The following is a 22,976-nucleotide window of genomic DNA, read 5'->3' on the forward strand; positions in this document are numbered from 1 at the left end:
GTACCCGCCGCGTTATATCGGCGATGCCGTGCAATACACCGTGGTCGCCGCGCCCTGGTGACCCACTGCTTCAAGGACGATTGGTATGACAGCACTCAACGATGTGAATGCCCTGCAGGCCAGCATGGCTGAAAGCGTACTCGGCCAGGACCAGGTGATCCGCCAGATCCTGCTGGGCCTCCTGGCCAATGGTCACCTGTTGCTGGAAAGCTTGCCGGGACTGGCCAAGACCCGCACGGTCAAGGCCCTGGCGCGGCACCTGGAGGCGAAGATGAGCCGCATCCAGTTCACCCCCGACCTGTTGCCCTCGGACATCACCGGCGCCGAAGTGCTGCACCAGGTCGACGGCCAGAACCAGATCCGCTTCCAGCCCGGCCCGCTGTTCGGCAACTTGATCCTGGCCGATGAGATCAACCGGGCACCGGCCAAGGTTCAGGCCGCATTGCTGGAGGCCATGGAAGAACGGCAAATCACCGTCGCCGGGGCCAGCCATCCGCTGCCTGCGTTGTTTATCGTGGTGGCCACACAAAACCCCATCGAGCAGGAAGGCACCTACCCACTTCCGGAAGCGCAGATGGACCGCTTCGTGATGAAGGTGCTGCTGGATTACCCCAGTGCCGACAACGAAAGCCAGGTACTGCGGCTGTTACGCGAGGAAGAACAGGCCGACGCCGCCCAGGCGACTCAGGGCTTTACCCTTCAACAGGAGGTGATCTTTGCCGCCCGCAAGGAGGTCAGCGCGATCCAGGTGTCGCCGGCCATCGACCGCTACCTGATCGACCTGATCAACGCCACGCGCCACCCCGCCGACTACGATCCCGACCTGGCCCGCTGGATCAGCCTGGGTGCCAGCCCACGGGGCGGCATCGGGCTGGATCGCTGTGCGCGGGCGGACGCCTGGTTGCGAGGCCAAACCTTCGTGACCCCGGACAACGTGCAGGCGGTGGTGCACCCGGTGCTGCGCCACCGCCTGCAATTAAGCTATGACGCGGTGGCAGACGGCGTGACGGCCGACCAGGTGCTCGACCGCCTGCTCAGCACAGTGGCGATCCCGGCATGAACGCCGACGGCTTCGTCTACATCAGCCTGGCGCAGCTGATGGCCTTGCAGTTCCAGGCGCGGGACTTGAGTTTTGTTGCGCGCCAACCCCAGGGCAGCGTCCTGGCCGGCAACCACGCCTCAAGGCTGCGCGGGCGTGGGCTGAATTTCGACGAACTGCGGCGCTACCAGCCCGGCGATGACCTGCGCCACCTGGATTGGCGCGCCTCGTTGCGCACCGGCAAACCGGTGGTGCGCACCTTCACCGAAGAACGCGACCGCCCGGCCTTGATCGTGGTGGACCAACGCATGTCGATGTTTTTTGGCTCGGTGCGCAGCTTCAAATCGGCGGTTGCCGCCGAACTGGGCGCCCTCGCCGCGTGGATGGTGTTCAACGCCGGGGATCGGGTCGGCGGCCTGGTGTTCAATGACACGCGCATCGACAGCGTGGCACCGCTGCGCAGTCGCAAACGCGTTGAAGCCTTGTGCAGTCGTATCGCCCAGCAAAACGGCGAACTGAACGCCACCTGCCCTGACCACGAAGGCGACAGCCAGCTTGACCGCGTGCTGCAGCAGTGTCGCGCAGTAGCCGGGCATGATCATTTGATCTGCCTGGTCAGTGACTTCGCCGGTGCCGGCCCGCGCACCCTGCAACTGCTGCGCGAACTGTCAACGCATAACGACGTGGTGGCGTTGCAGGTGTACGACCCCCTGGCCCTCAACGTGCCCGACAGCGGGCAACTGATGGTCACCCAGGGCCAGTTGCAAGTGGAGCTGGCCGTGAACAAACGCCAGGTTCGCCAGCCCTTGGGGGACTATCTGGGCGGGCGGATCAAGGACGTCGCGACCCTGCTGCGCCGCAGCCAGGTGCCGTTGCTGATGATCAGCACCGCCCTGCCAGCTGCCGACCAACTGCGCAGCGAACTGGGTAGACGCCAGTGAGTACCCCTGTGCCGAGCATCGAACAACTGCAGGAGTTGGGCTTGCCCGCGCCCGTCAGTTACTGGCCGCAAACCTGGGGGTGGGCGGTAGTCCTTGGCCTGGTGGTGCTGGCTCTGCTGGTGCTGGTGGTACGCAACTGGCTGCACTGGCGCCGCGATGCCTATCGACGTGAGGCCGTGGCACGCCTGGACGCGCTGACCGACCTGCGTGAATTGCCCGAACTGCTCAAGCGTGTGGCGCTGTCGATGCCACTCCCGGCGCAGGAACACGCCTCCATCCCGACGTTGACGGGGGCTGATTGGCAAGCGTTTTTGCAGCGCCACGCAGGCGCACCGATCCCCGAGGACTTGAGCCAGCAACTGGCTGAGCTGGCTTACGCCGCGTCCTTGCCCAACGCCCAACACACGCAACTACTGGCCCAGTGCAAAGCCTGGGTGGAGCAGCACCATGTGGCAGCTTGATAACCCGTGGCTGTTGCTACTGCTGCCGCTGCCCTGGCTGGCGTACCGGTATCTGCCTGCCTACCTCGAAGCTCGCAGCGCCGTGCGGGTGCCGTTTTTCACCGGCATGAGCCAGGCCGTCGGTGGCGCGCCCGCTGCGAGTGGCGGGCGTAATAATCGCAGCCAGCTCGTGCTCAACCTGATGGTCTGGGTACTGCTGGTGCTGGCGGTTGCCCGCCCGGTGTGGGTGGAAAAACCCATCGAACGCCAGCAGCCGGTGCGCGACCTGATGCTCGCCATCGATATCTCCCAGTCCATGCAAACCCAGGACTTTACCGACGCAACCGGGCACAAGATCGACCGTCTCGCCGCCGTCAAACAGGTGGTCCATGACTTTATCGCGCGCCGCAAAGACGATCGCATCGGCCTGATTCTGTTTGGCAGCGGCGCCTACCCCCAGGCGCCGTTGACCCTTGATCACAGCAGCCTGTCGCTGCTGCTGGATGACAGCGGTATCGGCATGGCCGGGCCGAACACCGCCATTGGCGATGCCATCGGCCTGGGGCTCAAGCTGCTGGACCAGGCCCATGAACCCGAGAAAGTGCTGATTCTGCTCACCGATGGCAACGACACCAGCAGCGCCATCACCCCCGACCATGCCGCCGACATGGCGGCCGCCAAGGGCGTGGTCATCCATACCATCGGCATTGGCGACCCGCAGGCCAGCGGCGAAGCCAAGGTCAACCTCAGCGCATTGCAAGATATCGCCAGCGCCACCGGCGGCCGCTATTTCCGTGCCGAAGACCGCGACAGCCTGAACCAGGTGTATACAACGCTCGACCAGATCACCCCGCATCAAGTGAAGACCTTGAGCCACCAACCCAAGCGCGACCTGTTCTGGTGGCCGCTGTGCGCGGCGCTTGGGCTGTTTGCGCTGTACCACCTGTTGGCGGCGTTATGGCCCCACCGGATCAAACGGGAGGTCGCCGATGGACTTCAGTGACTTCCACTTCCTGCGCCCCGCGTGGCTATTGCTGGCCTTACTGGGGGCTTTATTGCCACTGGCCTGGCAACGCAGCCGCGACCTGCAACGTCGTCTGCGTGGCAATATCGCCCCACACCTGCTGCCGCATTTGTTGCTCACCCCGACGGATTCGCACCGTCTACGCCCGGTGCACCTGGCGAGCGTGCTGTTGATGCTCGGCGCAGTCGCCGCTGCAGGGCCGACGTGGGAGCAGGACCGTCCGGATTTCCTGGAAAACCGCGCGCCGTTGATCATCGCCGTGGACCTGTCGCCGTCCATGGACACCGCCGATGTGCCACCGACCCGCCTGACCGCCGCCAAGCACAAGCTCCAGGACCTGGTACAGGGGCGCAAAGGGGCGCGCACTGCGCTGCTGGTGTATGCCGGCAGTGCCCATCTGGTGTTGCCGCCGACCGATGACCCGGCGCTGCTCGACACCTTCATCCAGGCGCTTGGCACCGACTTGATCAGCACAGCCGGCAAGGATGTCGCCGGCGTCATCGACCAGGCCAAGCGGTTGTTGGCACAGTCGCCCGGCACGTTGTTGCTGGTCACCGATGGCGCCGACAGCACGCAATTGCCAAGCCTCAAGCAACACCTGGCCGACAGCCCGCTGCAAGTGCTGGTGCTGGCACTGGGCAGCAATCCCGCCCTCAAGCAACTGGCCTCGGCCACCGACGCGCCACTGGGCAGCCTGACCCTCAATGACGACGATCTGGACTGGATCGAGCTGCACGCCCAGCAGCACTTCCAAAATGCCGATGAGCAACAGCGCCTGTTGCAGTGGAAGGACGCCGGTTACTGGCTGTGCTGGCCGCTGTTGGTGGTGGCGCTGCTGAGCCTGCGGCGCGGCTGGAGCCTGAACTGGGTGGCGACGGTACTGCTCGGCCTGTTGCTGCAACCGCTGCACGCCGAAGCCAACCCGTTCCTCACCCCCGACCAGCAAGGCCGCTGGGCGTTCGAGCATCATCATTACCCCGAGGCGGCCTCCCTGTTCCAGGACCCGTACTGGAAAGGCATTGCCGCCTATAACGCGGCTGACTACGCGTTGGCCGAAACCACCTTCACCACCCTCGACACCGCACAGGCGGCGTTCTACCTGGGCAATATCCATGTGCGCCGCTTCAAGTTCGACGACGCCATCGTGGCCTATCAGCGTGCATTGCAGCTGCAACCGACGTTTCCCGAGGCCAGCGCCAACCTGGCCCTGGCCATTGCGCTGAAAAAGGACACTGAGAGCGCAGCGAACAACACCCCCGAGGTCAAGCCCGATGAGATCAAGTTCGACATGGCACCGGGCAAGGGCCAAAGCAAGGCGATCCAGACCGAACAAGCCAACAACGATGCCCTCTGGTTGCAGAACCTGACGACCTCACCGGCCAACTTCCTGCGGCGCAAATTCAGCCTGCAGGATCAGGAGGCGAAGCGATGAACCGCTACTGCGGCGTGCTGTTGTTGCTTTCCGGGCCGTTGTGGGCGGCCGAGCCGCAGCTCAAGGTGCAGGCACACCTGCTGCCCGGCGCTGCGGTGGTAGTGGGTGAACAACTGCAAGTGCAGGTGGATGTGCTCACCGACACCTGGTTTACCTCCGGCGCCAGCCTGCCGGTGCTGAGACTGGCCGGTGCACGGGTACAGCCCCCGGGTGGCGAAGCTGAACACACCACCCAAGAGATTGGCGGGCAGATGTTCTACGGCATGCGCTACCGCTACCGCATCACGCCGAATGTCGCCCAGGCATTCACGGTGCCGGCACTGACCGTCAGCGCCCAGCCGGGCCAGGCCACTGCGCCCTTGAGTGCCCAGAGCACGCCGCTGTCGTTCACCGCCACCCAACCACCGGGGTTCGCCCCCGGGGAGCCGGTGCTGGTCGCCAGTGGCCTGCGCCTGAGCCAGACGCTGTCAGCCACCGACCTCAAGGTAGGCGACAGCCTGACCCGCACCTTCACGCTGCAAGCCGACGACACGCCGGGACTTTCCCTGCCACCGCCCGCCTCCGCGCCCATCCAGGGCCTGCGGTTGTACCCGCAAGCGCCGAGCATCAGCAACCTGGACGACGGTCGCGGCGTAATCACCGGTGGCCAGCGCATCGATCGGCTGGTGTATCGCGTCGAGCAAGGGGGTCATTACACCTTGCCATCGGTCAGTGTGAAATGGTGGGACAGCCGCAACCGGCGCGAGCAAACCGCCCAGTTGCCCGCCCTCACGTTCGAGGCCCAGGCGGGCAGCGTCTACACGCCCACCTTCTCCATTGCCGACGACCTCAAGGCCCTCGGGCAGCACAGCCGCTGGTCAGTCTCGCGGCACCTGTTTGCCTGGATTGCCGCGGTGACCATGCTGATTCTTGCCGGTTACCTGCTCCATGCGCTGTGGCCACGCCTGCCGCCACTGTGGCGAAACGTGTGCACAACATTGCGCTGGGTGTGTCGTCAACTACGCTTGGTTCCACTGAACCCTCGTCACGAAAAGGACTTCCCATGACGTCGCTGCGTTCTGCCCTGCCCCTGCTTTTTCTCCTCAGCCTGCCGGCCCTGGCCGCTGATCCACTGCCGTCATGGAACGATGGCCCCAGCAAAAAACAGATTGTCGACTTCGTGCAGGCGGTCACCGTCGAAGGCTCCAGGGACTATGTCAAACCCGCCGAACGCATCGCCGTCTTCGACAATGACGGCACCCTGTGGACCGAACAACCGGCCTATTTCGAGGTGTTGTTCGCCTTCGATGAAATCAAGCGCATGGCGCCCCAGCACCCCGAGTGGAAAACCACCCAGCCATTCCAGGCGGTACTCGAAGGCGACCACCAGGCCCTCGCGGCCACGGGCATGCAGGGCTTGCTGAAGATCATCGGCGCCACCCACACCGGCATCAGCACCGAAGCCTTCATCGACAACGCGAAAGCCTGGCTGAAGCAGGCGCGCCACCCCAAGACGGGCAAGCCCTTCGACCAGATGATCTACCAGCCGATGCTGGAAATGCTCGACTACCTGCGCAGCCAGCAATTCAAGACCTACATCGTCTCGGGCGGCGACACGGCCTTCATGCGCGCCTTTGCCGAGGTGGTGTATGGCGTACCACCGGAACAGGTGATCGGCACCAACTTTGTCACCCAGTACCAGCTCAAGGACGGCAAACCCCAGATCCTGCGCACCGCCAAGCTGGCGCACAACGACGATGGCCCGGGCAAGCCGGAAAGCATCGACGCGATTATCGGCCGGCGGCCCCTGCTGGCCTTCGGCAACTCCGACGGCGACCTGCAAATGCTGCAGTGGACCGCCGCTGGCAGTGGCAAGCGCTTGATGGGCCTGGTGCACCACACCGACGCCCAGCGCGAGTGGGCCTATGACCGAAACTCTCAGGTGGGGCGCCTCGACAAGGCGTTGGACCTGGCCAGGGCAAACGGCTGGATCGTGGTGGACATGGCGAGCGACTGGCGCCGTATCTACCCCTTCGAGCCCGCTGTGCAAGCAAAGGTGCAATAACAAAACGTCACGACGGACTGTACAAAAACGTTGGTCGCAGGCAATGCGACTCAAGCCCTAAAAGGAGCAAGTCTTATGACTCGCATACGTAAGTGGCTGCCGAAACTCGCCCTGGTGGCGGTGTCGGTAATAGGCGCCTCGGCATCCGCCCTGGCCGCCGAGAAGCCGAATATCCTGGTGATATTCGGCGATGACATCGGGCAAACCAACATCAGCGCCTATTCCATGGGCGTGGTGGGCTACAAGACGCCCAATATCGACCGGATCGCCAAAGAAGGCATGATGTTCACCGACTACTACGCGGAGAACAGCTGCACGGCTGGGCGTTCGTCCTTCATCACCGGCCAGACGCCGTTGCGCACGGGCCTGTCGAAGGTCGGTGCGCCAGGGGCCTCGGTCGGCCTGCAAAAGCGCGACATCACCATTGCCCAGGCGCTGAAGTCTCTGGGTTATGCCACCGGGCAGTTCGGCAAGAATCACCTGGGTGATAAAGACGAATACCTGCCGACCAATCACGGTTTCGACGAGTTCTTCGGCAACCTCTATCACCTCAATGCCGAAGAGGAACCCGAACGCCCCTACTGGCCCAAGGACGACCCCGAGTTCGTCAAGGCCAACTCACCCCGCGGTGTCATCCACAGCTTCGCGGACGGCAAGATCGAGGACACCGGCGCCTTGACCACCAAGCGCATGGAGACCATCGACGACGAAACCACTGCGGCGGCCCAAGCCTTTATCAAGAAACAGGCCGAGGCCAACAAGCCGTTCTTCGTGTGGATGAATACCACGCGCATGCACCTGTTCACCCATGTACGTGACTCGATGAAGGGCCAGAGCGGCATGCCCGGCAACGAGTACGCCGACGGCATGCTGGAACACGACGGCGATGTGGGCAAACTGCTGCAGACCCTCGACGACCTGAAAATCGCCGACAACACCATCGTGGTCTACACCACCGATAACGGGCCGAACCAGTTCTCCTGGCCGGACGCGGCGACGACACCGTTCCGTAACGAGAAGAACTCCAACTGGGAAGGCGCCTATCGCGTGCCGGCGATGATCCGCTGGCCGGGCAAGATCAAGCCGGCCGAGGTCTCCAACGAAATGTTCTCGGGCATGGACTGGTTCCCGACCCTGTTGGCGGCAGCGGGTGACGCCGACGTCAAGGACAAGCTGCTCAAGGGCTGGGCCCCGACATCCGGCGGGCAGAGCTTCAAGGTGCACCTGGATGGCTTCAACCAGTTGCCCTACCTGACAGGCCAGCAACCTAAGGGCGCTCGTGACGAGTTTTACTACTTCAACGATGACGGTGTGCTGGTGTCGGCGCGCTTCGGCAATTGGAAAGCCGTGTACTGCGAGCAGCGTGCTCCGGGTGGTTTTGCCGTGTGGAGCGAGCCCTTCGTGTGCCTGCGGGTGCCGAAGATCTTCAACCTGCGCATGGACCCTTATGAACGGGCGGACGTGGTCTCTGACCAGTATTACGACTGGAGTACCAAAAACGTCTACCTCGTGGCGGTTGCCGTGACCAAATCCGCGAAGTTCCTCCAGACCTTTATCGAGTACCCACCCAGCCAGAAACCGGCGAGCTTCAGCATCGACCAGATCCGTGGGGCGGTGGACAAGAAGATTGAAGAGAAGATGAAGGCCGTCCCGGCGTCCTGATTCAAACACCCTGTGTAGGAGCCGGCTTGCCGGCGATAGCGATTTACCCTGACACACCGCTATCGCCGGCAAGCCGGCTCCTACAGGGGTTCTTTGTACGTTCTGGAATTTTGTAATGACCTCTCGCACCGCCAGCAAGCCTGTTGAAATCGGCAATGCCACCTCGACCCTGATCCCTGCCCTGCTCCTGTTTGTCTCAGGTGGCGCGGCGCTGGTCTATCAGGTGCTGTGGATCAAGCAACTGTCGCTGGTGGTGGGCGTGGAGGTGTATGCGATCACCACGGGCATCAGCGCGTTTTTTGCCGGGCTGGCCCTGGGTGGTGTGTTGTTTGGACGGCTGGCAGACCGCTTTTCGCGGCCGCTGCTGTTGTATGCCGCCCTGGAATTATTGGTCGCCGCGTTCGGCGTGGGCGCCACCGTGGCGCTGGGTATGGCGGCCGAGCCGTTTGCCTGGTTGGAACACCGCATCGGCCTTGCGGCCTGGGCGCTGCCTTTTGCGTTGGTGGGCCTGCCTGCGCTGTTGATGGGAGGCACGCTGCCGGTACTGGTGCGTGCACTGGATATCAATGCCAAGGGCCTGAGCCAGGCCGGTGGCCGTTTGTACGCGGCCAACACCGCAGGGGCTATTGCCGGCACCCTGCTCACGGCGTTTGTGTTGATCGCGCAGTTCGGCGTGCGTGGCAGCGCGGTGGTGGCGGCGACGTTGAACCTGGTCGCAGCGACCGGCGCGTTGTTGTCTGTGCGTCATCACGCTCCCGTCGTTGTCGCCCCTGCGCGCAGCGTTCAACCGGCCCGCCTGGCGCTGGTGCTGTATGCCATCGCGGGGGGGGTCGCCCTCGGTTATGAAGTGGTGTGGTCGCAGTCCATCGTGCAGTTCATGAGCACGCGCACCTACGCGTTCGCCGTGGTGCTGGCCACCTATCTGACCGGCTTGTTTATCGGCAGCCAATTGATGTCACAGCGGGTTGAGCGCATTCGCGATCCCTGGGGGGTGTTTGGCCTGCTGATTGCGGGCGCCGGCTTGGTGGCGCTGTTGGAAATCGCGGTGCTGGGGCGCTGGCTGATTCTGCTGCAAACCCAGGCTGAAGCGTTGGTGCTGAGCTTGGGGGGCAGTGAGTTGCCGGGCATGAGTGCACGGTTCGCCGTGGCGGCACTGTGCATTGTGTTAGTTCCGACCTTGCTGCTGGGGGCGGCATTTCCGTTGGCGTTGCGCTTGAGCGTGGGTAATCGCCATGTCGGCCGGGATGTCGGCGCGGTGGTGGCATTCAACACACTGGGCGGGATCGTCGGGGTAATGCTTTGCGGGTTTGTGCTGATTCCCTGGTTGGGCCTGGTGCGTACCCTCGGCCTGCTGGCGGTGGTTGCTGGTGGCGTGGGCTATTTGGCGGTGCGCCGGGGCCACGGGGTGAAGAAGTCGCGGCGCCAGGCAGTGGTCGCGCTCGGGCTGCTGTCGTTGGCGGTAGCGCTGCTGACGCCAGTCGATCGCCTGGCCAAGTTGCTGCCCGGCGCACGCAATGCCAGCCTGGCGTTTTACCAGGAAGGTCGCGGCGCGACGGTGGCCGTGGTCACCCAGGGTCAAGGGGCGCGGGCTTTTCAGCGTCTGTATATCCAGGGTGTTTCCAATACCGGTGATGCGATGCCGTCGTTGCGCTACATGCGCGTCCAGGCGTTGCTGCCATTGCTGATCCACAATGCCGAGCCCAAGTCGGCGCTGGTGATTGGCTTTGGCACCGGGATCACAGCGGGTGCGCTGTTGCGTTACCCGGGGCTGGAGCATCGGGTGGTGGCTGAGTTGCTGCCGTCGGTGGTGCAGGCTGCGTCGCTGTTCAAGGGCAACTTCAATGCTGCCCAGGACCCGGCCATCGACCTGCGCCTGCGCGATGGCCGCCAGGAACTGCTGCGCAATGCCCAGCGCTATGACCTGATCACCCTGGAACCACCGCCGCCGTCTGCTGCAGGGGTGGTCAACCTGTATTCCCAGGACTTCTATGCGTTGGCTGCAACACGGCTGGAAAAACATGGGCTGCTGGCTCAGTGGCTGCCGCTGCCCACGCAAAACATCGATGACTCCCGCGCGTTGGTACGCAGTTTCCTCAATGTATTCCCCCACGCCTCGCTATGGACCAGCGAGTTCCACGAGATGTTGCTAGTGGGCTCCCTGGAGCCTATGGCGCTGGACGCCGAGCGTATTCGCCAGCGCTTTGAACAGCCCCAGGTGCGTTCGGCGTTGGCTGAGGTCGGCATCGATTCGGCGGCCACACTGCTCGCCACCTGGGTCACTGACCGCCAGGGCCTGGAGCGGTTTGCCGCAGATGCGCTGCCGGTCACCGACGACAGGCCGCGCATCGAATACGCCCCATGGGTGCGCAGCAAGGAAATCACCCGGGTATTGCCGGCCCTGCTGGACCTGCGTGTACCGGCGCCGCTGATCAACGCAGAGGCGTCTTTTGCCCGCACCCTGGCCGCTGAACAACAACGCTTGATGCAGTTCTACCGCGCCAGCCTGCATGCCTACGACGGTGACCGCGACGCCTGGGGCCGGGATATTCGTGACGTGCTGCAACAAGACAGTGCCAACCCCTACTACCGCTGGTTTATCAGCCCCTAAAACAGGTAATGTGCGCGCGATTGTTTAGGGAGTTGCGCCGCACATGACCTGCTGGAATATCCTGGGCCTCACGCCTGACGCCGACAGCCGCGCGATCAAGCGCCAATACGCTGCGCTGCTGAAGAAAACCCGGCCGGACGATGATCCCGAGGGGTTCCAGCGCCTGCGCGAAGCCTACGAGCAGGCTCTGCGGTGGAGTCAGGAGCAGCGGGAAACTGTTGAGGTGGTCATCGAGCATGTGGGGGAAACCGCAGAGGTGGTCATCGCGCACGTGGGTGAAGCCGTTGAGGTCGTCACCGAACACGTGGAGGAAACCCTGGAACAACGCTATCAAGCGGCAATGGCCAACGGCACGGCGTTGTTTTTCGAAATCCACCTGTTGCATCGCTGCGTTGACGGCGAACTCAGCGCCGAAGACGCCCGCTGGGCGTTCCAGGCTTTCAACTGGCTCACGGCCTGGCAACGCCTCGAACTGCCAGCCGAGCTGATCGAGCGGCTCGAACGCCAGCAGCGCGTCGCCTTGCAGCAACCGTTGCGTGTGGCCCTTGAGCAAAAAGATGAAGCGGCGTTCCTTGTCGCCTATGCCGCGCGCGATGAATACCCGTGGGTGCACAATCATCCCCACGGCGAGTGGTTCAACGAATGGCTGGCCAAGCTGCTTGCCCAGAGCCATTTCTGGTCCAGTGCCGTGTTCGATGCCGTCTGTGCCGGCCAAGGCTGGCACGGCGGTGCCGACCACAACTGCCCTGCCAGCGATTGGACGCTGCTGTTGAAGCGCCAGCAAGGGCCAGCCTTCCTCGCACGCCAGCGGGCATTGGCCGCTGAACCGCCCTACAGCCCTCAGCAACGCGCGGCACGTTTACTGCTGGCGCCGATGAGCCTGGGCCAGCGTCGGGCTTTCGCCCAGCGCTTGAACGAAGACGACTGGAAGGCCTGCCAAAGCCTCAGCGCAGACATCTATGCCGACCACGTGGTCGTCGCTGAAGCCATGCCCGGCGGCACCGTGTATTTCTGGCAAGACTGGGACAAGGCCATGGACACCTGGCCCTGGGTCGTCGCGCTGGTCGTGAGCTGCCTGGTGGGCGTGCTGGAGAAAGCCGAGTTCCTGGCCGGCAATGTGGTGCCGACGCTGGGCCACGGGCTCTTGTGGTCGCTGGCCTTCGTGGTCGGCGCCGGGCTGGCCTGGCAAGGCTGGCGCCCCCTCGCCCATCACTACCGTGTGCAGGACGAAGCGTTCAGCCAGCGCCTGCCCGGCGGGTTCAGCCCTACCCACCTACCGCTGCTGCCGGTACGTGACCTGGTGCCCGGTCTGGTCCTGGTGGCAGCCCTCGGCTACCTATTCGGCCCGCTGGCCAGCGTGACGCTGATCGCGGCCTTGGCACTGATCGGCGTAATCAAGCGCCCCGGCATGAACCGTCACACGCCCTGGACCGCAAGCCACCCGCGCTGGGCCCTGCTGGGTGCGGCCCTCGGCGTGGTCGGTGTGATTGCGCTCTACGCGGGCTTGGTGTTGCTCGACAACGGCCACCGGGTCGTGCGTAACCAGGGCCTGCAACAGTGGACCGAGCGCCTGTGCAGCCGCATGCCGCGCAGCGATGCCGAGTGCCAGGCGCCTGCCACCCAGAAACAGTGGTATGGCCAGGAGGCCGCGCAATGAACCCCAAATGGTTGTTACCCATCGGCCTGATCCTGGGCCTGGCCTTGCTCGGCCTGGCCGGCGCCACCAAACCCCTGCAGCGGATTCAGTTCTGGCTGGACCAACGTGACAGCCCCCATACCGCAGCAGCGAGCGCCCTGGCGCCGATCATCGATTGCGCGAACCGCATCGACCGCGACACGCGCCTGGCCTTTTACCGCATGCGTTCAACAGAACCCGAAGCGCCGGACCACGATCAGTTTGGCGACAGCAGCGAGCCTGAACCGCGCGTTATCCAGGCGGCTGTCTGCTCCCAGCTGTACACCCTGAAGCTGGAGCGCCAACAGCCCGGGAGCCAATTGGTCGGCCTGGCCTCGGAGTATGCGTACAGGCTGCACAGGTTCACGTCCGTGGCCGACCGGGTCACGCCGACCCAGGCCGAACGGCTCTCGCTGAGCGGCCGGCAAGCCGTGGTGCTGCCCGTCACAGAATCGTTGAGGCAGGAGCTGGTGCAAGAAGGCGACGACTACCTGAGGGTTTCCACCCAACTGCGTCAACAGCTGGAAGAGCAGGACCTGAACATACGCCCGGCGCAATTGGCGCTGCTGGAGTCGCGCTTCGGCCGCGATCTGCATTGGCACGTGCTCAACTACATGATCGTCGCGCGCCAGGCTGTGAACACGCTTGAGCAAGGGATGCGCGACACACGCCTGACACCCCAGGCCGTCGCCAGCCAGGCAGCGGCCTTGCAACAGGCTGCCGACGCTGGCAAAGCCTACCTGCGCACCCACCCCAACGAGCACCTGGATGAGGAGGCGCGCCACCTCTGGTACACGATCACCCCGGCCGCCGATGCCTACCTGGCCGCGCTGGGCACGTTGCACCAGGACTGGCTGCACCATGCCGCGCCGCAGCAACTGAGTGACGACTATTACCTCGTCACCCGCCGCTACGACGCCCTGCTCAGCTATTACAACCGGCCGGCACGCAACGCGTTTTGAGGCTTAGTGTTTTTTCAGTTTCACGTAGGACTGATGCAGGTCTGACGCCCAGCCATCGATAACGCCCTTCACATCGTCGGCCTTCATCACCTGCGCGTCGTTGGACAGCGGCTTGCCGGTACCTTTGCGCACCACTTGGGCGATCACCTTGCCGCTGGCACCGTCGAGGAACTGCGCCTCGGTGCCCAGGGTGGTTTCCTGGTCGCGGTGGCCGGTGGCGGTACTCGCGGCCGCGACGACCAGCGCTACCGGAATGTACTCATAGGGCGCGAGCGCTTCGGTCTTGCTGCTCACGGCGGTGATTGCCGCCCGCACGACGATCACACCCGGGCCCGGCGCATTGGCCAGCGGCAGGGATTTTTCCAGCTCACGCTTGAGCGCCTGGTTGTAGTAGGTGTTGATACCGTTAAGGGTGCTCTCAGGGATCTTCGCGGTGGCCTGGGGCTTGGGGTAGAACTGGGTCGGCTCGACATACACCGCGGTGTAGCGGCTCAGGTCCAGCTTGGGGTCCACCCAGCGCATCACATCCGCGCCCGAAGGCGACTTGGCTTGCTTGAGTTGGCTGTAGTCCGAGAGAAAGCCGGAGTACTCCTCCGGTTGTGTGACTTTGCTGGCGCAGCCTGTCATTCCAATTGAAGCGAGGCACAGCGTGCTGATCATTAGCCTTAGTTTCATCATTGAACTCCCTGGCAGTCATCACTGAAACACTGAGCTGTAGGTATAGCCAACTCTGGGGAAATAGCCGTTATTTCCTGCCCGGCGTTTGACAGACCCGCCCCCAGCGTCAAAGCTGCACGGAGCTTAAAGCACGCCGTAGAGCGTCCCTGCATCAAGACAACGGAAGTCGGAATGCCAGCGCCCAAAACCAAAAAAGCTGCACCCCGCCGTGAATCACCCCGTCGTTACCTGTACCCCATTCTGATTGTGTTGTTGCTGTTGGCCATGGCCGGGATCTGGTTTTACCTGCAGGCGAGCGCGCCTCGGCTGCCCGCGCCCGTGGTGGCGATAAAACCGGTGGCCATCGCACCGGCGACGATGGTGGATGAACAGCAATGCCAGGGCTGTCACCAGGCTCAGGTCAAGGATTGGCAAGGCTCCCACCACCAGTTGGCGATGCAGCAGGCCACGCCACAGACGGTGCCGGCCGACTTCAATGACGCCACGTTTACCGGCGAGGGTGAAACCACGCGGTTCTTTCGCCGGGACGATGCGTTCTGGGTCAATACGCCCGGCAGCGACGGCAAGCCTGCTGACTTCAAGGTGGCCTACACCTTTGGCATCGCGCCGCTACAGCAATACCTGATCGACGTGGGCGATGGTCGCTTGCAGGCGCTGGGCGTGGCCTGGGATACGCAAAAAAATCGCTGGTTTCACCTCTACCCAGGCCAAGGCGTGACCTTCAAGAACCCGCTGCATTGGAGCAAGCCCAACCAGAACGCCAATTTCATGTGCGTCGAATGCCACACCACCGGCTACACCCGCAACTTCGATCCGGTAAAAAACAGCTTCAACAGCCAATGGAACAGCCTCGGTGTGGGCTGCCAGGCCTGCCATGGCCCGGCCTCCAACCACCTGCAATGGGCGGCTAAAAAAGGCGACCTGCTGCACGCCGGGTTTGCCGTGGACCTCAACGATAAGGACGCCACCGTCGAGCTGGAAACCTGCGCGCGCTGCCATGCCCGGCGCGCACCGTTGGGTGACGGGTTTACCGTCGGCAAGCGTTTGATGGATGACTACCTGCCCAGCGTGCTGACCCGCGAGCTGTATGCCTTGGACGGCAAGATCAAGGACGAAGTGTTTGAACATGGCTCCTTCGCCCAAAGCAAAATGGCCGAAAAAGGCGTGCGCTGCAGCAACTGCCACAACCCCCACAGCAACGAACTCAAGGCGCCGGGCAATGCGGTGTGCTTACAGTGTCACAACAGCGCCGGCAAAACCCCGTTTACTACGGTGGACGGGCGTGGGCTGCAGGCCAAAAATTACGATGCTCCCGAACACACCGGCAAACCGGTGGGCCAGCCGGGTTCGTTCTGTGTCGACTGCCATATGCCGGGCAAGGTGTACATGGGCAATGACTTGCGCCATGACCATAGTTTCAGCATCCCCGCCGGCGCACGGGACGCGTTGAAGGCGCCTACTTATGCCGAGAGCATGCTGTTGATTCGCGGCGGCCAACCGGGGGCGGCACAAGCGCTGTATGACCAATTGGCACGCAGCAACCTGCCGGCCATCCAGCGAGCGACCTTGCTGGTGGAGTTGCCCAACTATCCCAGCGAGCAGGCGCTCAAGCTGGCCACCCGGGACCTGGGTCACCCTGCCCCACACGTGCGCGAAAGTGCCGTGCGTGCGGTGAGTGCGTTGCTGCCGCCGCCAGAGCGGGTTGCGCTGTATACGCCATTGCTCAAGGACCCGGTGCGCGCCGTGCGCATCATTGCTGCGCGGGATTTATTGAGTGTCTCCAGCCAGGGCTTGGGGCCGGCGTGGGACAGCGCCATCGCCGAATACGAACAAGTGCAATTGAGCCTGCTGGAGCGTGCCGAAGCGAACCTCAACCTGGCGATGCTCTACCAGGCCAGCGGCCGTGGCGACAAGGTCGAGGCGCAACTGCGCACGGCCTTGCTGCGTGATCCGGACTTTTTCCCGGCATTGGTAACGCTGATTCAGTGGCTGGAGGCCAATGGCCGTGCGGACGAGGCGCGCACGTTGATCGGCGATCAGTTGGTCCTGCACCCTGAGGCACCGCTGCTGCAACACACCCAGGGGTTGATGTTGATCCGCGCAGGAGACACTGCCCAAGCGATGCCGCACCTGCGCAACGCCGCTCGCCTCGACCCGGCGAACGCCCAGTACGCCTACGTACTGGCGGTGGCGTTGCACGACAGTGGAAAGGTTGATGAGGCCTGCCAACAATTGGAGTCGCTGTTGCAGCGCCAGCCGTACAGCCGTAACGCACGACTGTCACTGATCCAGTACTACCTGGAAAACGGCCAGGAGCCCAAGGCCCAGGTCGTGATGCAAGCCTGGAAAAACCTCAACCCAGGCGACCCGGCACTGAAATAAGCGCTTGTCTGAACACTCTTTAACGCCAATACCTCCGTCTTCGCAGCCTCGCTAAAGCTCGACAGCTTGCTCCCACAGGGGGCTGCGTAACGACGAAGATCTACTGTAGGAGCTGGCTTGCCAGCGATGGCGGTGGGTCAGCTGCAACTCTGCTGGCTGATGGATCGCTATCGCCGGCAAGCCGGCTCCTACAGTGAGGACAGGTCAGCGGGTGTACTCGGTCACCTGTGGGAGCTGGCTTGCCGGCGATGGCAACCGTTGCCTTAAATACGTTCCCGCGGGATCAGGCTCTGGAGCTGGGCGGCGAGGAAGTTGGCGTCGAAGGCGAAGGTGTCCGGGTCTTTGAGGCCGTTGGTTTTCTTCCAGAGCCAATCATTTTTATCCGCCGGCAGTACCAGCGAGACGCTGCCGTGGCGCGCGGCGGTGAGACCGATCACCGCCACCGTAATCAACCCACCCGCGCCCATCACATCCGGCACGAACTCCACGGTTTTTCCGGTGATCTGTACATTCAGCTTCTCGGTCTTGAAGATCGAGGCTTCCACCGGCACGCTCGGGCCACTGGCCACATAGGCTTCACGCTGCACTTCGAGCAAGCCCACCGTCTTGACCGGCGCCAGCCAGTGCTCGATCTGCCCGAACAACTCGTTGAGCTTTTGCGCCCAACGGGCCGACTGCACGTCGAATTGCTGCTTTTTGTGCGCTTCGCTCTCGGCGTAATGACGAAGCATCTCGCCCAGTTGCTGTACGTCGTCCATTGCGAATGTCCTCCGGTGAGCCAGGTTGCGAGTGTCGATCATGGCAGATACGCGGGTGCTGCGTGCGGTTAACGCTGTGCAAGTGCACAACACCGAACAGAGGGTGCCTGGAGGAAGGAACTGCTCCGTTCATTTGCTCGGCAACTGCGTATGACTAATCCGTGGCCAATGGGTAAGGTGAGGCGACATTCCATGTCAGGAGCATCGCATGCGCACCATCGGCCTTATCGGCGGCATGAGCTGGGAGTCCAGCGCCGAGTATTACCGCATCATCAATCAGCGCGTGCGCGACCAACTGGGGCCGCTGCGTTCGGCGCAGCTGTTGATGTACAGCGTGGACTTCGGCCCGGTGGAACAGGCGCAGCACGCTGGCCGCTGGGACGACACCGCGCTGATCCTCGAAGACGCCGCCCGGCGCCTGCAAGCCGGGGGCGCAGAGTGTGTGGTGCTGTGTACCAACACCATGCATTTGGTGGCGCCACGTATCGAGGCAGCGGTGTCGATTCCGTTCCTGCACATTGCCGATGCGGCGGGTGCGGCGGCCGTCGAAGCGGGCACGCTGACGGTTGGTTTGCTGGGCACGGCGTTCACTATGGAGCAGGACTTTCTTAAATCCCGCCTGGCCGCCCAGGGCCTGACCGTGCTGGTGCCCGAGGCGGACGAACGCCAGGCGGTACACCGGATCATCTACGAGGAATTGTGTGTGGGCGTGATCAGTGACGCGTCGCGCCAAGTCTATCAACGCGTGATCGAGTCCCTCGCCGCACGTGGCGCCCAGGCGATCATCCTGGGGTGCACGGAAATCGGCTTGCTGATCAAGCCGGAACACAGCGACCTGCCGCTGCTGGACACCACCGAGCTGCATGCGCAGGCTGCGGTGGCGTTTGCTCTGGAGGATTAAACCGGCCGGCGCAGGCGCGCCATGCTCACGGTGTCGACATACTTGCCATCACGCACCGCGTAGTCGCGCAGCCGGCCTTCGACTTCAAAGCCGAACTTGCGGTACAGGCTTTGCGCGGCCTCGTTGTCGGCAAACACCGTCAACTCCACGCGGTGCAGGTTCATCCAGTTGTCGGCCACGTCCAGCGCGGCCGCCAGCAAGCGCGAACCCACGCCCTTGCCCTGCCAGGCCGTCGCCACGCCCATGCCGAACGAACCGACATGGCTCTGGCGCACCCGCAGGTACTGCTCCAGGCCCAACTGGCCGATCACTTCACCGCCATGCACCGCCACCAGTTGTAGCCGCCGCTCGTTGTCCATCACCAAGCGCTTGCGCCACATCTCCACGGCCTGGAAAGGCATCTGCAGCACCTGACGGCACACGGCCGGGTCGTTATAAAGCGCAGCGACGCCTTCAAGATGGGCCTCGGTAAAACGCTGGATGACGATGTGGGGTTCAGGTGCGTGCATTGTGTTTCATCCTTTGAAAGACACGTGGCGGGCCAGTGTAGGGGCGCGTCTATCGAGCGCGCAACACAGCCACACGCCACACCCGCGCGATATCCGCCGCGCGCTCACGCAACAGGCGCGGTGCTTCGCTGCACGCCTGTTCCAGGCTCATCGGGCCAGACGGCAAGGCAACAGCCGCATCCACGCCATGGGCATACATCTGCTCGTAGCCGTCACCCAGGGTACCGGCGATCACGATCACGGGCACGCCGTGCTGCCTGGCAATACGCGCTACGCCAAACGGGGTTTTACCGCGCAGGGTCTGGGCGTCGAAGCGACCTTCGCCGGTGATGACCAGGTCGGCGCCGCATACGGCGGCGTCCAGGCCGACCAGTTCGGCAACCACCTCGACACCGGCACGGAACTGCGCCGCGAGGAATGCTTTGGCCGCAAAACCAAGGCCTCCGGCAGCACCACTGCCGGGTTCTTCACGCACATCCTTGGGCAGGACCTTGGCGCAATGGTCGGCGAAGTGGCCGAGGGCGGCGTCGAGTTGCTTGACCTGTTCAGGGCTAGCGCCTTTCTGCGGGCCGAAAATAGCGGAAGCGCCATGGGGGCCGCACAAGGGGTTGTTCACGTCGGCAGCGATTTCAAAACGGACCTGGGCCAGGCGTGGGTCGAGATCTTCAAGGCTGATCCGCACCAGGTGAGCCAAGGCCAGCCCACCCGGGGGCAACGGCTGATCCTGTGCATCGAACAGTTGCACGCCAAGCGCTTGCAGGGCCCCCGCTCCACCATCGTTGGTCGCACTGCCGCCAATCGCCAGGATGATGCGCTCGGCGCCAAGGTCGAGGGCCGCGCGGATCAGTTCGCCGGTGCCGTAGGTGCTGCTGGAACAGGCATCGCGCTGCCCCGGCGGGACCAATTGCAAGCCGCTGGCTTCGGCCATCTCGATGATTGCGGTGTGGCTGTCGGCCAACCAGCCCCAGCGGGCTTCAACTGAACCGCCCAAGGGGCCGGTGACGCGTTGGCTACGCAGTTCGCCGTTACATGCGGCGAGCACCGATTCAACCGTGCCTTCACCACCGTCCGCCATTGGGCATTGGACCAGTTCAGCGTCCGGCCAGACCTCGGTCAACCCTTGGGCAATGGCCTGGGCGACGCCTTCGGCACTCAGGCTGTCCTTGAACGAGTCGGGGGCGATGATGATTTTCATGGGCTTTCTCCGGTTTTTATAGCGCCCATGCTGCCAGTTGCCTGGGGGAATGACGCCGGTCCGATGCACAAGTGCCGGTCAGCTTTGTTGTTCATTTCTACAAAGCCTGGGGCAGCAGTTGCACGCCGAGGTACAGGGCGAGCATGCCGTCCAGGGTCAGCGGGTCGACGCCACTGAGTTCGGCAATGCGCTCCATGCGGTAACGCAGGCTGTTGCGATGGATGCCCAGGGCGTCAGCGCAAGCCTGGCTCTGGCCGTCGTGCTCGCACCAACTGCGTAACGTGGCGAGCAGTTGGCCGTTGCTGTCCTTGGCCAGCACTTTGCGCAGTGGGTTGAGCAACTCGTCCAGGGCATCGTCGTTGCGATGGCGCCAGAGCATGACCGGCAAGCGAAAACGGTTGAGCGTCAGTAACTGCGAATGCGGCAACACATCACGACCATAGGCCAACAAGTCACCGACGCGACGATAGCAACGGCGCAAGCCGGCCAGCCCGTCGGCCTGGCCACCCACCGCCACGCGCAGGATATTCCAGCCCAGCCCTTGGAGCTTTTCCAGTAGCCGTGGGTTGTCCACCTGCACCGCCGCCGGCCGGCACCACAGCAGGGAAAACTGTGCGGAACTGACGCACCAGCTGTCCGGGTAACGACTGGTAAGCCACGCGCTCAGGGCTTCCGCCGACTGGCCCGCGCCCAGCTCAAACAAGTACGGTGTGCGCGCCAATTGTGGCTTGAGGCCCAGTTGCTGCGCTTCATCCACCAGGCGCGGCGAGTCGCCGGTTTCGGCCAGCAGCAACGCCAGCAGGTCATCGCAACGCTGGCGCCGCCACTGTTGCTCGGCCTGTTGATGACGATGGCTCACCAGCATTTCGGCGGTCATGCGTACCAGCTCGGCGTAGGTGCGCAGCAGTTCGGGCTCACCGGTGATGCCAAGCACGCCGATCAGGCGTCCGTCATGCAGCAGCGGCAGGTTGATGCCCGGTTGCACGCCCTTGAGGTGCTTGGCGGTCTGACCGTCTATTTCCACCACGCGGCCGTTGGCGAGCACCAGCTGCGCGCCTTCGTGGCGGGTGTTGATGCGTTCGGGCTCACCGCTGCCGAGAATCAGCCCCTGACTGTCCATGACGTTGACGTTGTAGGGCAGGATGGCCATGGTGCGATCGACAATATCCTGCGCCAGGTCATGATCCAGCTCGAACATGGGGCTAAATTCCTTGAAAGCGGGTTGTTCATAGGCACAGCGCAAAACATGCTTCACTGTGCGCGAGCACAAAGACAGCACCGTGCAAGGTGGCCGAGACTCATCGGGCGATCAACGTTACCCTCGCATCGCGAAAAATCATAATAAAGAGAGACTGCCATGTCACAGAGCGCCGCTGCCACACTGGCCACCGATGACGATAAAAACGCCATCTACAAGCGCATTACCCTGCGCCTGATCCCCTTCATTTTTATCTGCTACCTGTTCAACTACCTCGACCGGGTGAACGTTGGATTTGCCAAGCTGCAGATGCTCGATGCGTTGAAGTTCAGCGAAACCGTGTACGGCCTGGGTGCCGGGATCTTCTTCATCGGCTACGTGCTGTGCGGCGTGCCGAGCAACCTGGCGCTGACCAAGTTTGGCCCACGGCGCTGGATCGCGCTGATGATGATCGTGTGGGGCACGCTGTCCACCTGCCTCTTGTTCGTCACCACGCCGACGCACTTCTACACCTTGCGCCTGTTTACCGGTGCCGCCGAAGCCGGCTTCTTCCCGGGCGTGGTGCTGTACCTCTCGCAGTGGTTCCCGACCTTCCGCCGTGGGCGGATCATGGCGCTGTTCATGTCGGCGATCCCGGTGTCGGGCCTGCTCGGCAGCCCGTTCTCTGGCTGGATCCTCAACCATTTCGCTGCAGGCCAAGGTGGCTTGGCGGGCTGGCAATGGATGTTCCTGCTGCAAGGCATCCCGACCGTGGCCCTGGGCGCCCTCGCCTACTTCCTGCTCAGCGACAGCTTCGCCAACGCCAAGTGGCTCACGCCCCATGAACGCGCGGTGCTGGAAGCCGACCAGGCGACTGACCTGGCCAACAAGCCGAAAACCACCACCGATTCCCTCGCCGAAGTGTTCAAGAACCCGGCGATCTGGGCATTTGGCTTGATCTACTTCTGCATCCAGAGCGGCGTGTACGCGATCAACTTCTGGCTGCCGTCGATCATCAAGAACCTGGGGTTCAGCGATAACCTGGTGATTGGCTGGCTCAGCGCGATTCCTTATCTGTTGGCCGCAGTGTTCATGCTGCTGGTGGGCCGTTCGGCAGACTTGCGCAAGGAGCGTCGCTGGCACCTGGTGGTGCCGATGCTGATGGGCGCGATTGGCCTGGTGATCGCGGTGAATTTCGCTACCACCCCGGCGATTGCGATCCTGGGCTTGACCATCGCCACCATGGGCGCCCTCACCGGGCTGCCGATGTTCTGGCCGGTGCCGACCGCGATGCTCAGTGCCGGCGCAGCGGCCGGTGGCTTGGCGTTGATCAACTCCATGGGCCAGATGGCCGGTTTCCTCAGCCCTTACATTGTGGGGTTTGTGAAGGATGCAACCGGCTCCACGGATGTGGCGTTGTACCTGCTGGCGGCGGTGATCGTGGCCGGCAGCGTATTGGCGCTGCGCATGACCCGTACCCTGAAGGCCTGACGACCCCCATGTAGGAGCCCGGGGGGGGGGGGGGGGGGGGGGGGGGGGGGGGGGGGGG

19 protein-coding genes are annotated in these 22,976 nt (G+C 63.5%); 14 read left to right on the forward strand and 5 right to left on the reverse strand.

What is annotated here, in order from left to right; genetic code table 11:
- The first annotated feature begins 85 nt into the window (after nt 1–85).
- The 11 genes from AC07OV_RS03325 to AC07OV_RS03375 all read left to right on the forward strand — a co-directional run bounded on the left by AC07OV_RS03325 (nt 86) and on the right by AC07OV_RS03375 (nt 13,827).
- A complete protein-coding gene (locus AC07OV_RS03325; RefSeq protein WP_176996065.1) occupies nt 86–1,060 on the forward strand; it encodes an AAA family ATPase in 975 nt (324 codons plus the stop codon).
- Entirely contained in the window at nt 1,057–1,980 is a 924-nt protein-coding gene (locus AC07OV_RS03330; RefSeq protein WP_176996064.1) for a DUF58 domain-containing protein, read from the forward strand. Before AC07OV_RS03325 ends, AC07OV_RS03330 begins: the two co-directional genes overlap by 4 nt.
- Entirely contained in the window at nt 1,977–2,441 is a 465-nt protein-coding gene (locus AC07OV_RS03335) for a DUF4381 domain-containing protein (RefSeq protein ID WP_494995814.1), read from the forward strand. The genes AC07OV_RS03330 and AC07OV_RS03335 overlap by 4 nt, the downstream gene beginning before the upstream one ends.
- The gene (locus tag AC07OV_RS03340) at nt 2,428–3,423 is read left to right on the forward strand and encodes a vWA domain-containing protein (RefSeq protein ID WP_495091539.1); all 996 of its coding nucleotides are present in this window, start codon (nt 2,428–2,430) and stop codon (nt 3,421–3,423) included. The genes AC07OV_RS03335 and AC07OV_RS03340 overlap by 14 nt, the downstream gene beginning before the upstream one ends.
- Entirely contained in the window at nt 3,410–4,876 is a 1,467-nt protein-coding gene (locus AC07OV_RS03345) for a vWA domain-containing protein (RefSeq protein ID WP_495091540.1), read from the forward strand. The genes AC07OV_RS03340 and AC07OV_RS03345 overlap by 14 nt, the downstream gene beginning before the upstream one ends.
- Entirely contained in the window at nt 4,873–5,922 is a 1,050-nt protein-coding gene (locus AC07OV_RS03350) for a hypothetical protein (protein ID WP_495091541.1), read from the forward strand. The genes AC07OV_RS03345 and AC07OV_RS03350 overlap by 4 nt, the downstream gene beginning before the upstream one ends.
- Complete coding sequence (locus AC07OV_RS03355) at nt 5,919–6,920, forward strand: HAD family hydrolase (RefSeq protein ID WP_176996059.1); 1,002 nt, start codon at nt 5,919–5,921, stop codon at nt 6,918–6,920. The genes AC07OV_RS03350 and AC07OV_RS03355 overlap by 4 nt, the downstream gene beginning before the upstream one ends.
- Before the next feature lie 75 nt (nt 6,921–6,995).
- Nucleotides 6,996–8,582, forward strand: coding sequence for an arylsulfatase (locus tag AC07OV_RS03360; protein WP_176996058.1), 1,587 nt, complete (start codon nt 6,996–6,998; stop codon nt 8,580–8,582).
- A gap of 115 nt (nt 8,583–8,697) precedes the next feature.
- The gene (locus tag AC07OV_RS03365) at nt 8,698–11,190 is read left to right on the forward strand and encodes a fused MFS/spermidine synthase (protein ID WP_495091542.1); all 2,493 of its coding nucleotides are present in this window, start codon (nt 8,698–8,700) and stop codon (nt 11,188–11,190) included.
- 43 nt (nt 11,191–11,233) lie between these two features.
- Nucleotides 11,234–12,847, forward strand: coding sequence for a J domain-containing protein (locus AC07OV_RS03370; protein ID WP_495091543.1), 1,614 nt, complete (start codon nt 11,234–11,236; stop codon nt 12,845–12,847).
- The gene (locus tag AC07OV_RS03375; protein WP_495091544.1) at nt 12,844–13,827 is read left to right on the forward strand and encodes a DUF3829 domain-containing protein; all 984 of its coding nucleotides are present in this window, start codon (nt 12,844–12,846) and stop codon (nt 13,825–13,827) included. Before AC07OV_RS03370 ends, AC07OV_RS03375 begins: the two co-directional genes overlap by 4 nt.
- Before the next feature lie 3 nt (nt 13,828–13,830).
- Here the strand turns inward: AC07OV_RS03375 and AC07OV_RS03380 are convergent, their stop codons facing one another.
- Entirely contained in the window at nt 13,831–14,502 is a 672-nt protein-coding gene (locus AC07OV_RS03380; RefSeq protein WP_259171419.1) for a DUF3313 domain-containing protein, read from the reverse strand.
- A 174-nt stretch (nt 14,503–14,676) separates the two neighbouring features.
- Between AC07OV_RS03380 and AC07OV_RS03385 the strand changes: the two genes are divergently transcribed.
- Complete coding sequence (locus AC07OV_RS03385; protein ID WP_494995822.1) at nt 14,677–16,887, forward strand: tetratricopeptide repeat protein; 2,211 nt, start codon at nt 14,677–14,679, stop codon at nt 16,885–16,887.
- Nucleotides 16,888–17,150: 263 nt separating this feature from the next.
- On the opposite strand, the gene AC07OV_RS03390 is transcribed toward AC07OV_RS03385, so the two are convergent.
- Nucleotides 17,151–17,645: a hypothetical protein gene (locus AC07OV_RS03390; protein ID WP_494995823.1), complete on the reverse strand. Its 495-nt coding sequence runs from the start codon at nt 17,643–17,645 to the stop codon at nt 17,151–17,153.
- A 208-nt stretch (nt 17,646–17,853) separates the two neighbouring features.
- On the opposite strand from AC07OV_RS03390, the gene AC07OV_RS03395 reads away from it, so the two are divergent.
- Nucleotides 17,854–18,546 carry an aspartate/glutamate racemase family protein gene (locus AC07OV_RS03395; RefSeq protein WP_495091545.1) on the forward strand — a complete coding sequence of 231 codons (693 nt, stop codon included), beginning with the start codon at nt 17,854–17,856 and terminating at the stop codon, nt 18,544–18,546.
- Here AC07OV_RS03395 and AC07OV_RS03400 read toward each other — a convergent pair.
- The 3 genes from AC07OV_RS03400 to AC07OV_RS03410 all read right to left on the reverse strand — a co-directional run bounded on the left by AC07OV_RS03400 (nt 18,543) and on the right by AC07OV_RS03410 (nt 21,448).
- Nucleotides 18,543–19,055: a GNAT family N-acetyltransferase gene (locus AC07OV_RS03400; protein ID WP_495091546.1), complete on the reverse strand. Its 513-nt coding sequence runs from the start codon at nt 19,053–19,055 to the stop codon at nt 18,543–18,545. The genes AC07OV_RS03395 and AC07OV_RS03400 overlap by 4 nt on opposite strands.
- Nucleotides 19,056–19,104: 49 nt before the next feature.
- Nucleotides 19,105–20,250, reverse strand: a complete 1,146-nt coding sequence (locus AC07OV_RS03405; protein ID WP_495091547.1) for a glycerate kinase — start codon at nt 20,248–20,250, stop codon at nt 19,105–19,107.
- Between the two features lie 97 nt (nt 20,251–20,347).
- Complete coding sequence (locus tag AC07OV_RS03410; RefSeq protein WP_494995827.1) at nt 20,348–21,448, reverse strand: sugar diacid recognition domain-containing protein; 1,101 nt, start codon at nt 21,446–21,448, stop codon at nt 20,348–20,350.
- Between the two features lie 159 nt (nt 21,449–21,607).
- On the opposite strand from AC07OV_RS03410, the gene AC07OV_RS03415 reads away from it, so the two are divergent.
- On the forward strand, nt 21,608–22,918 hold the full coding sequence (locus tag AC07OV_RS03415; protein ID WP_176996047.1) for an MFS transporter: 1,311 nt from the start codon (nt 21,608–21,610) through the stop codon (nt 22,916–22,918).
- The last annotated feature ends 58 nt before the right edge of the window (nt 22,919–22,976 follow it).

Source organism: Pseudomonas sp. GW821-FHT09A09, from assembly GCF_059418405.1.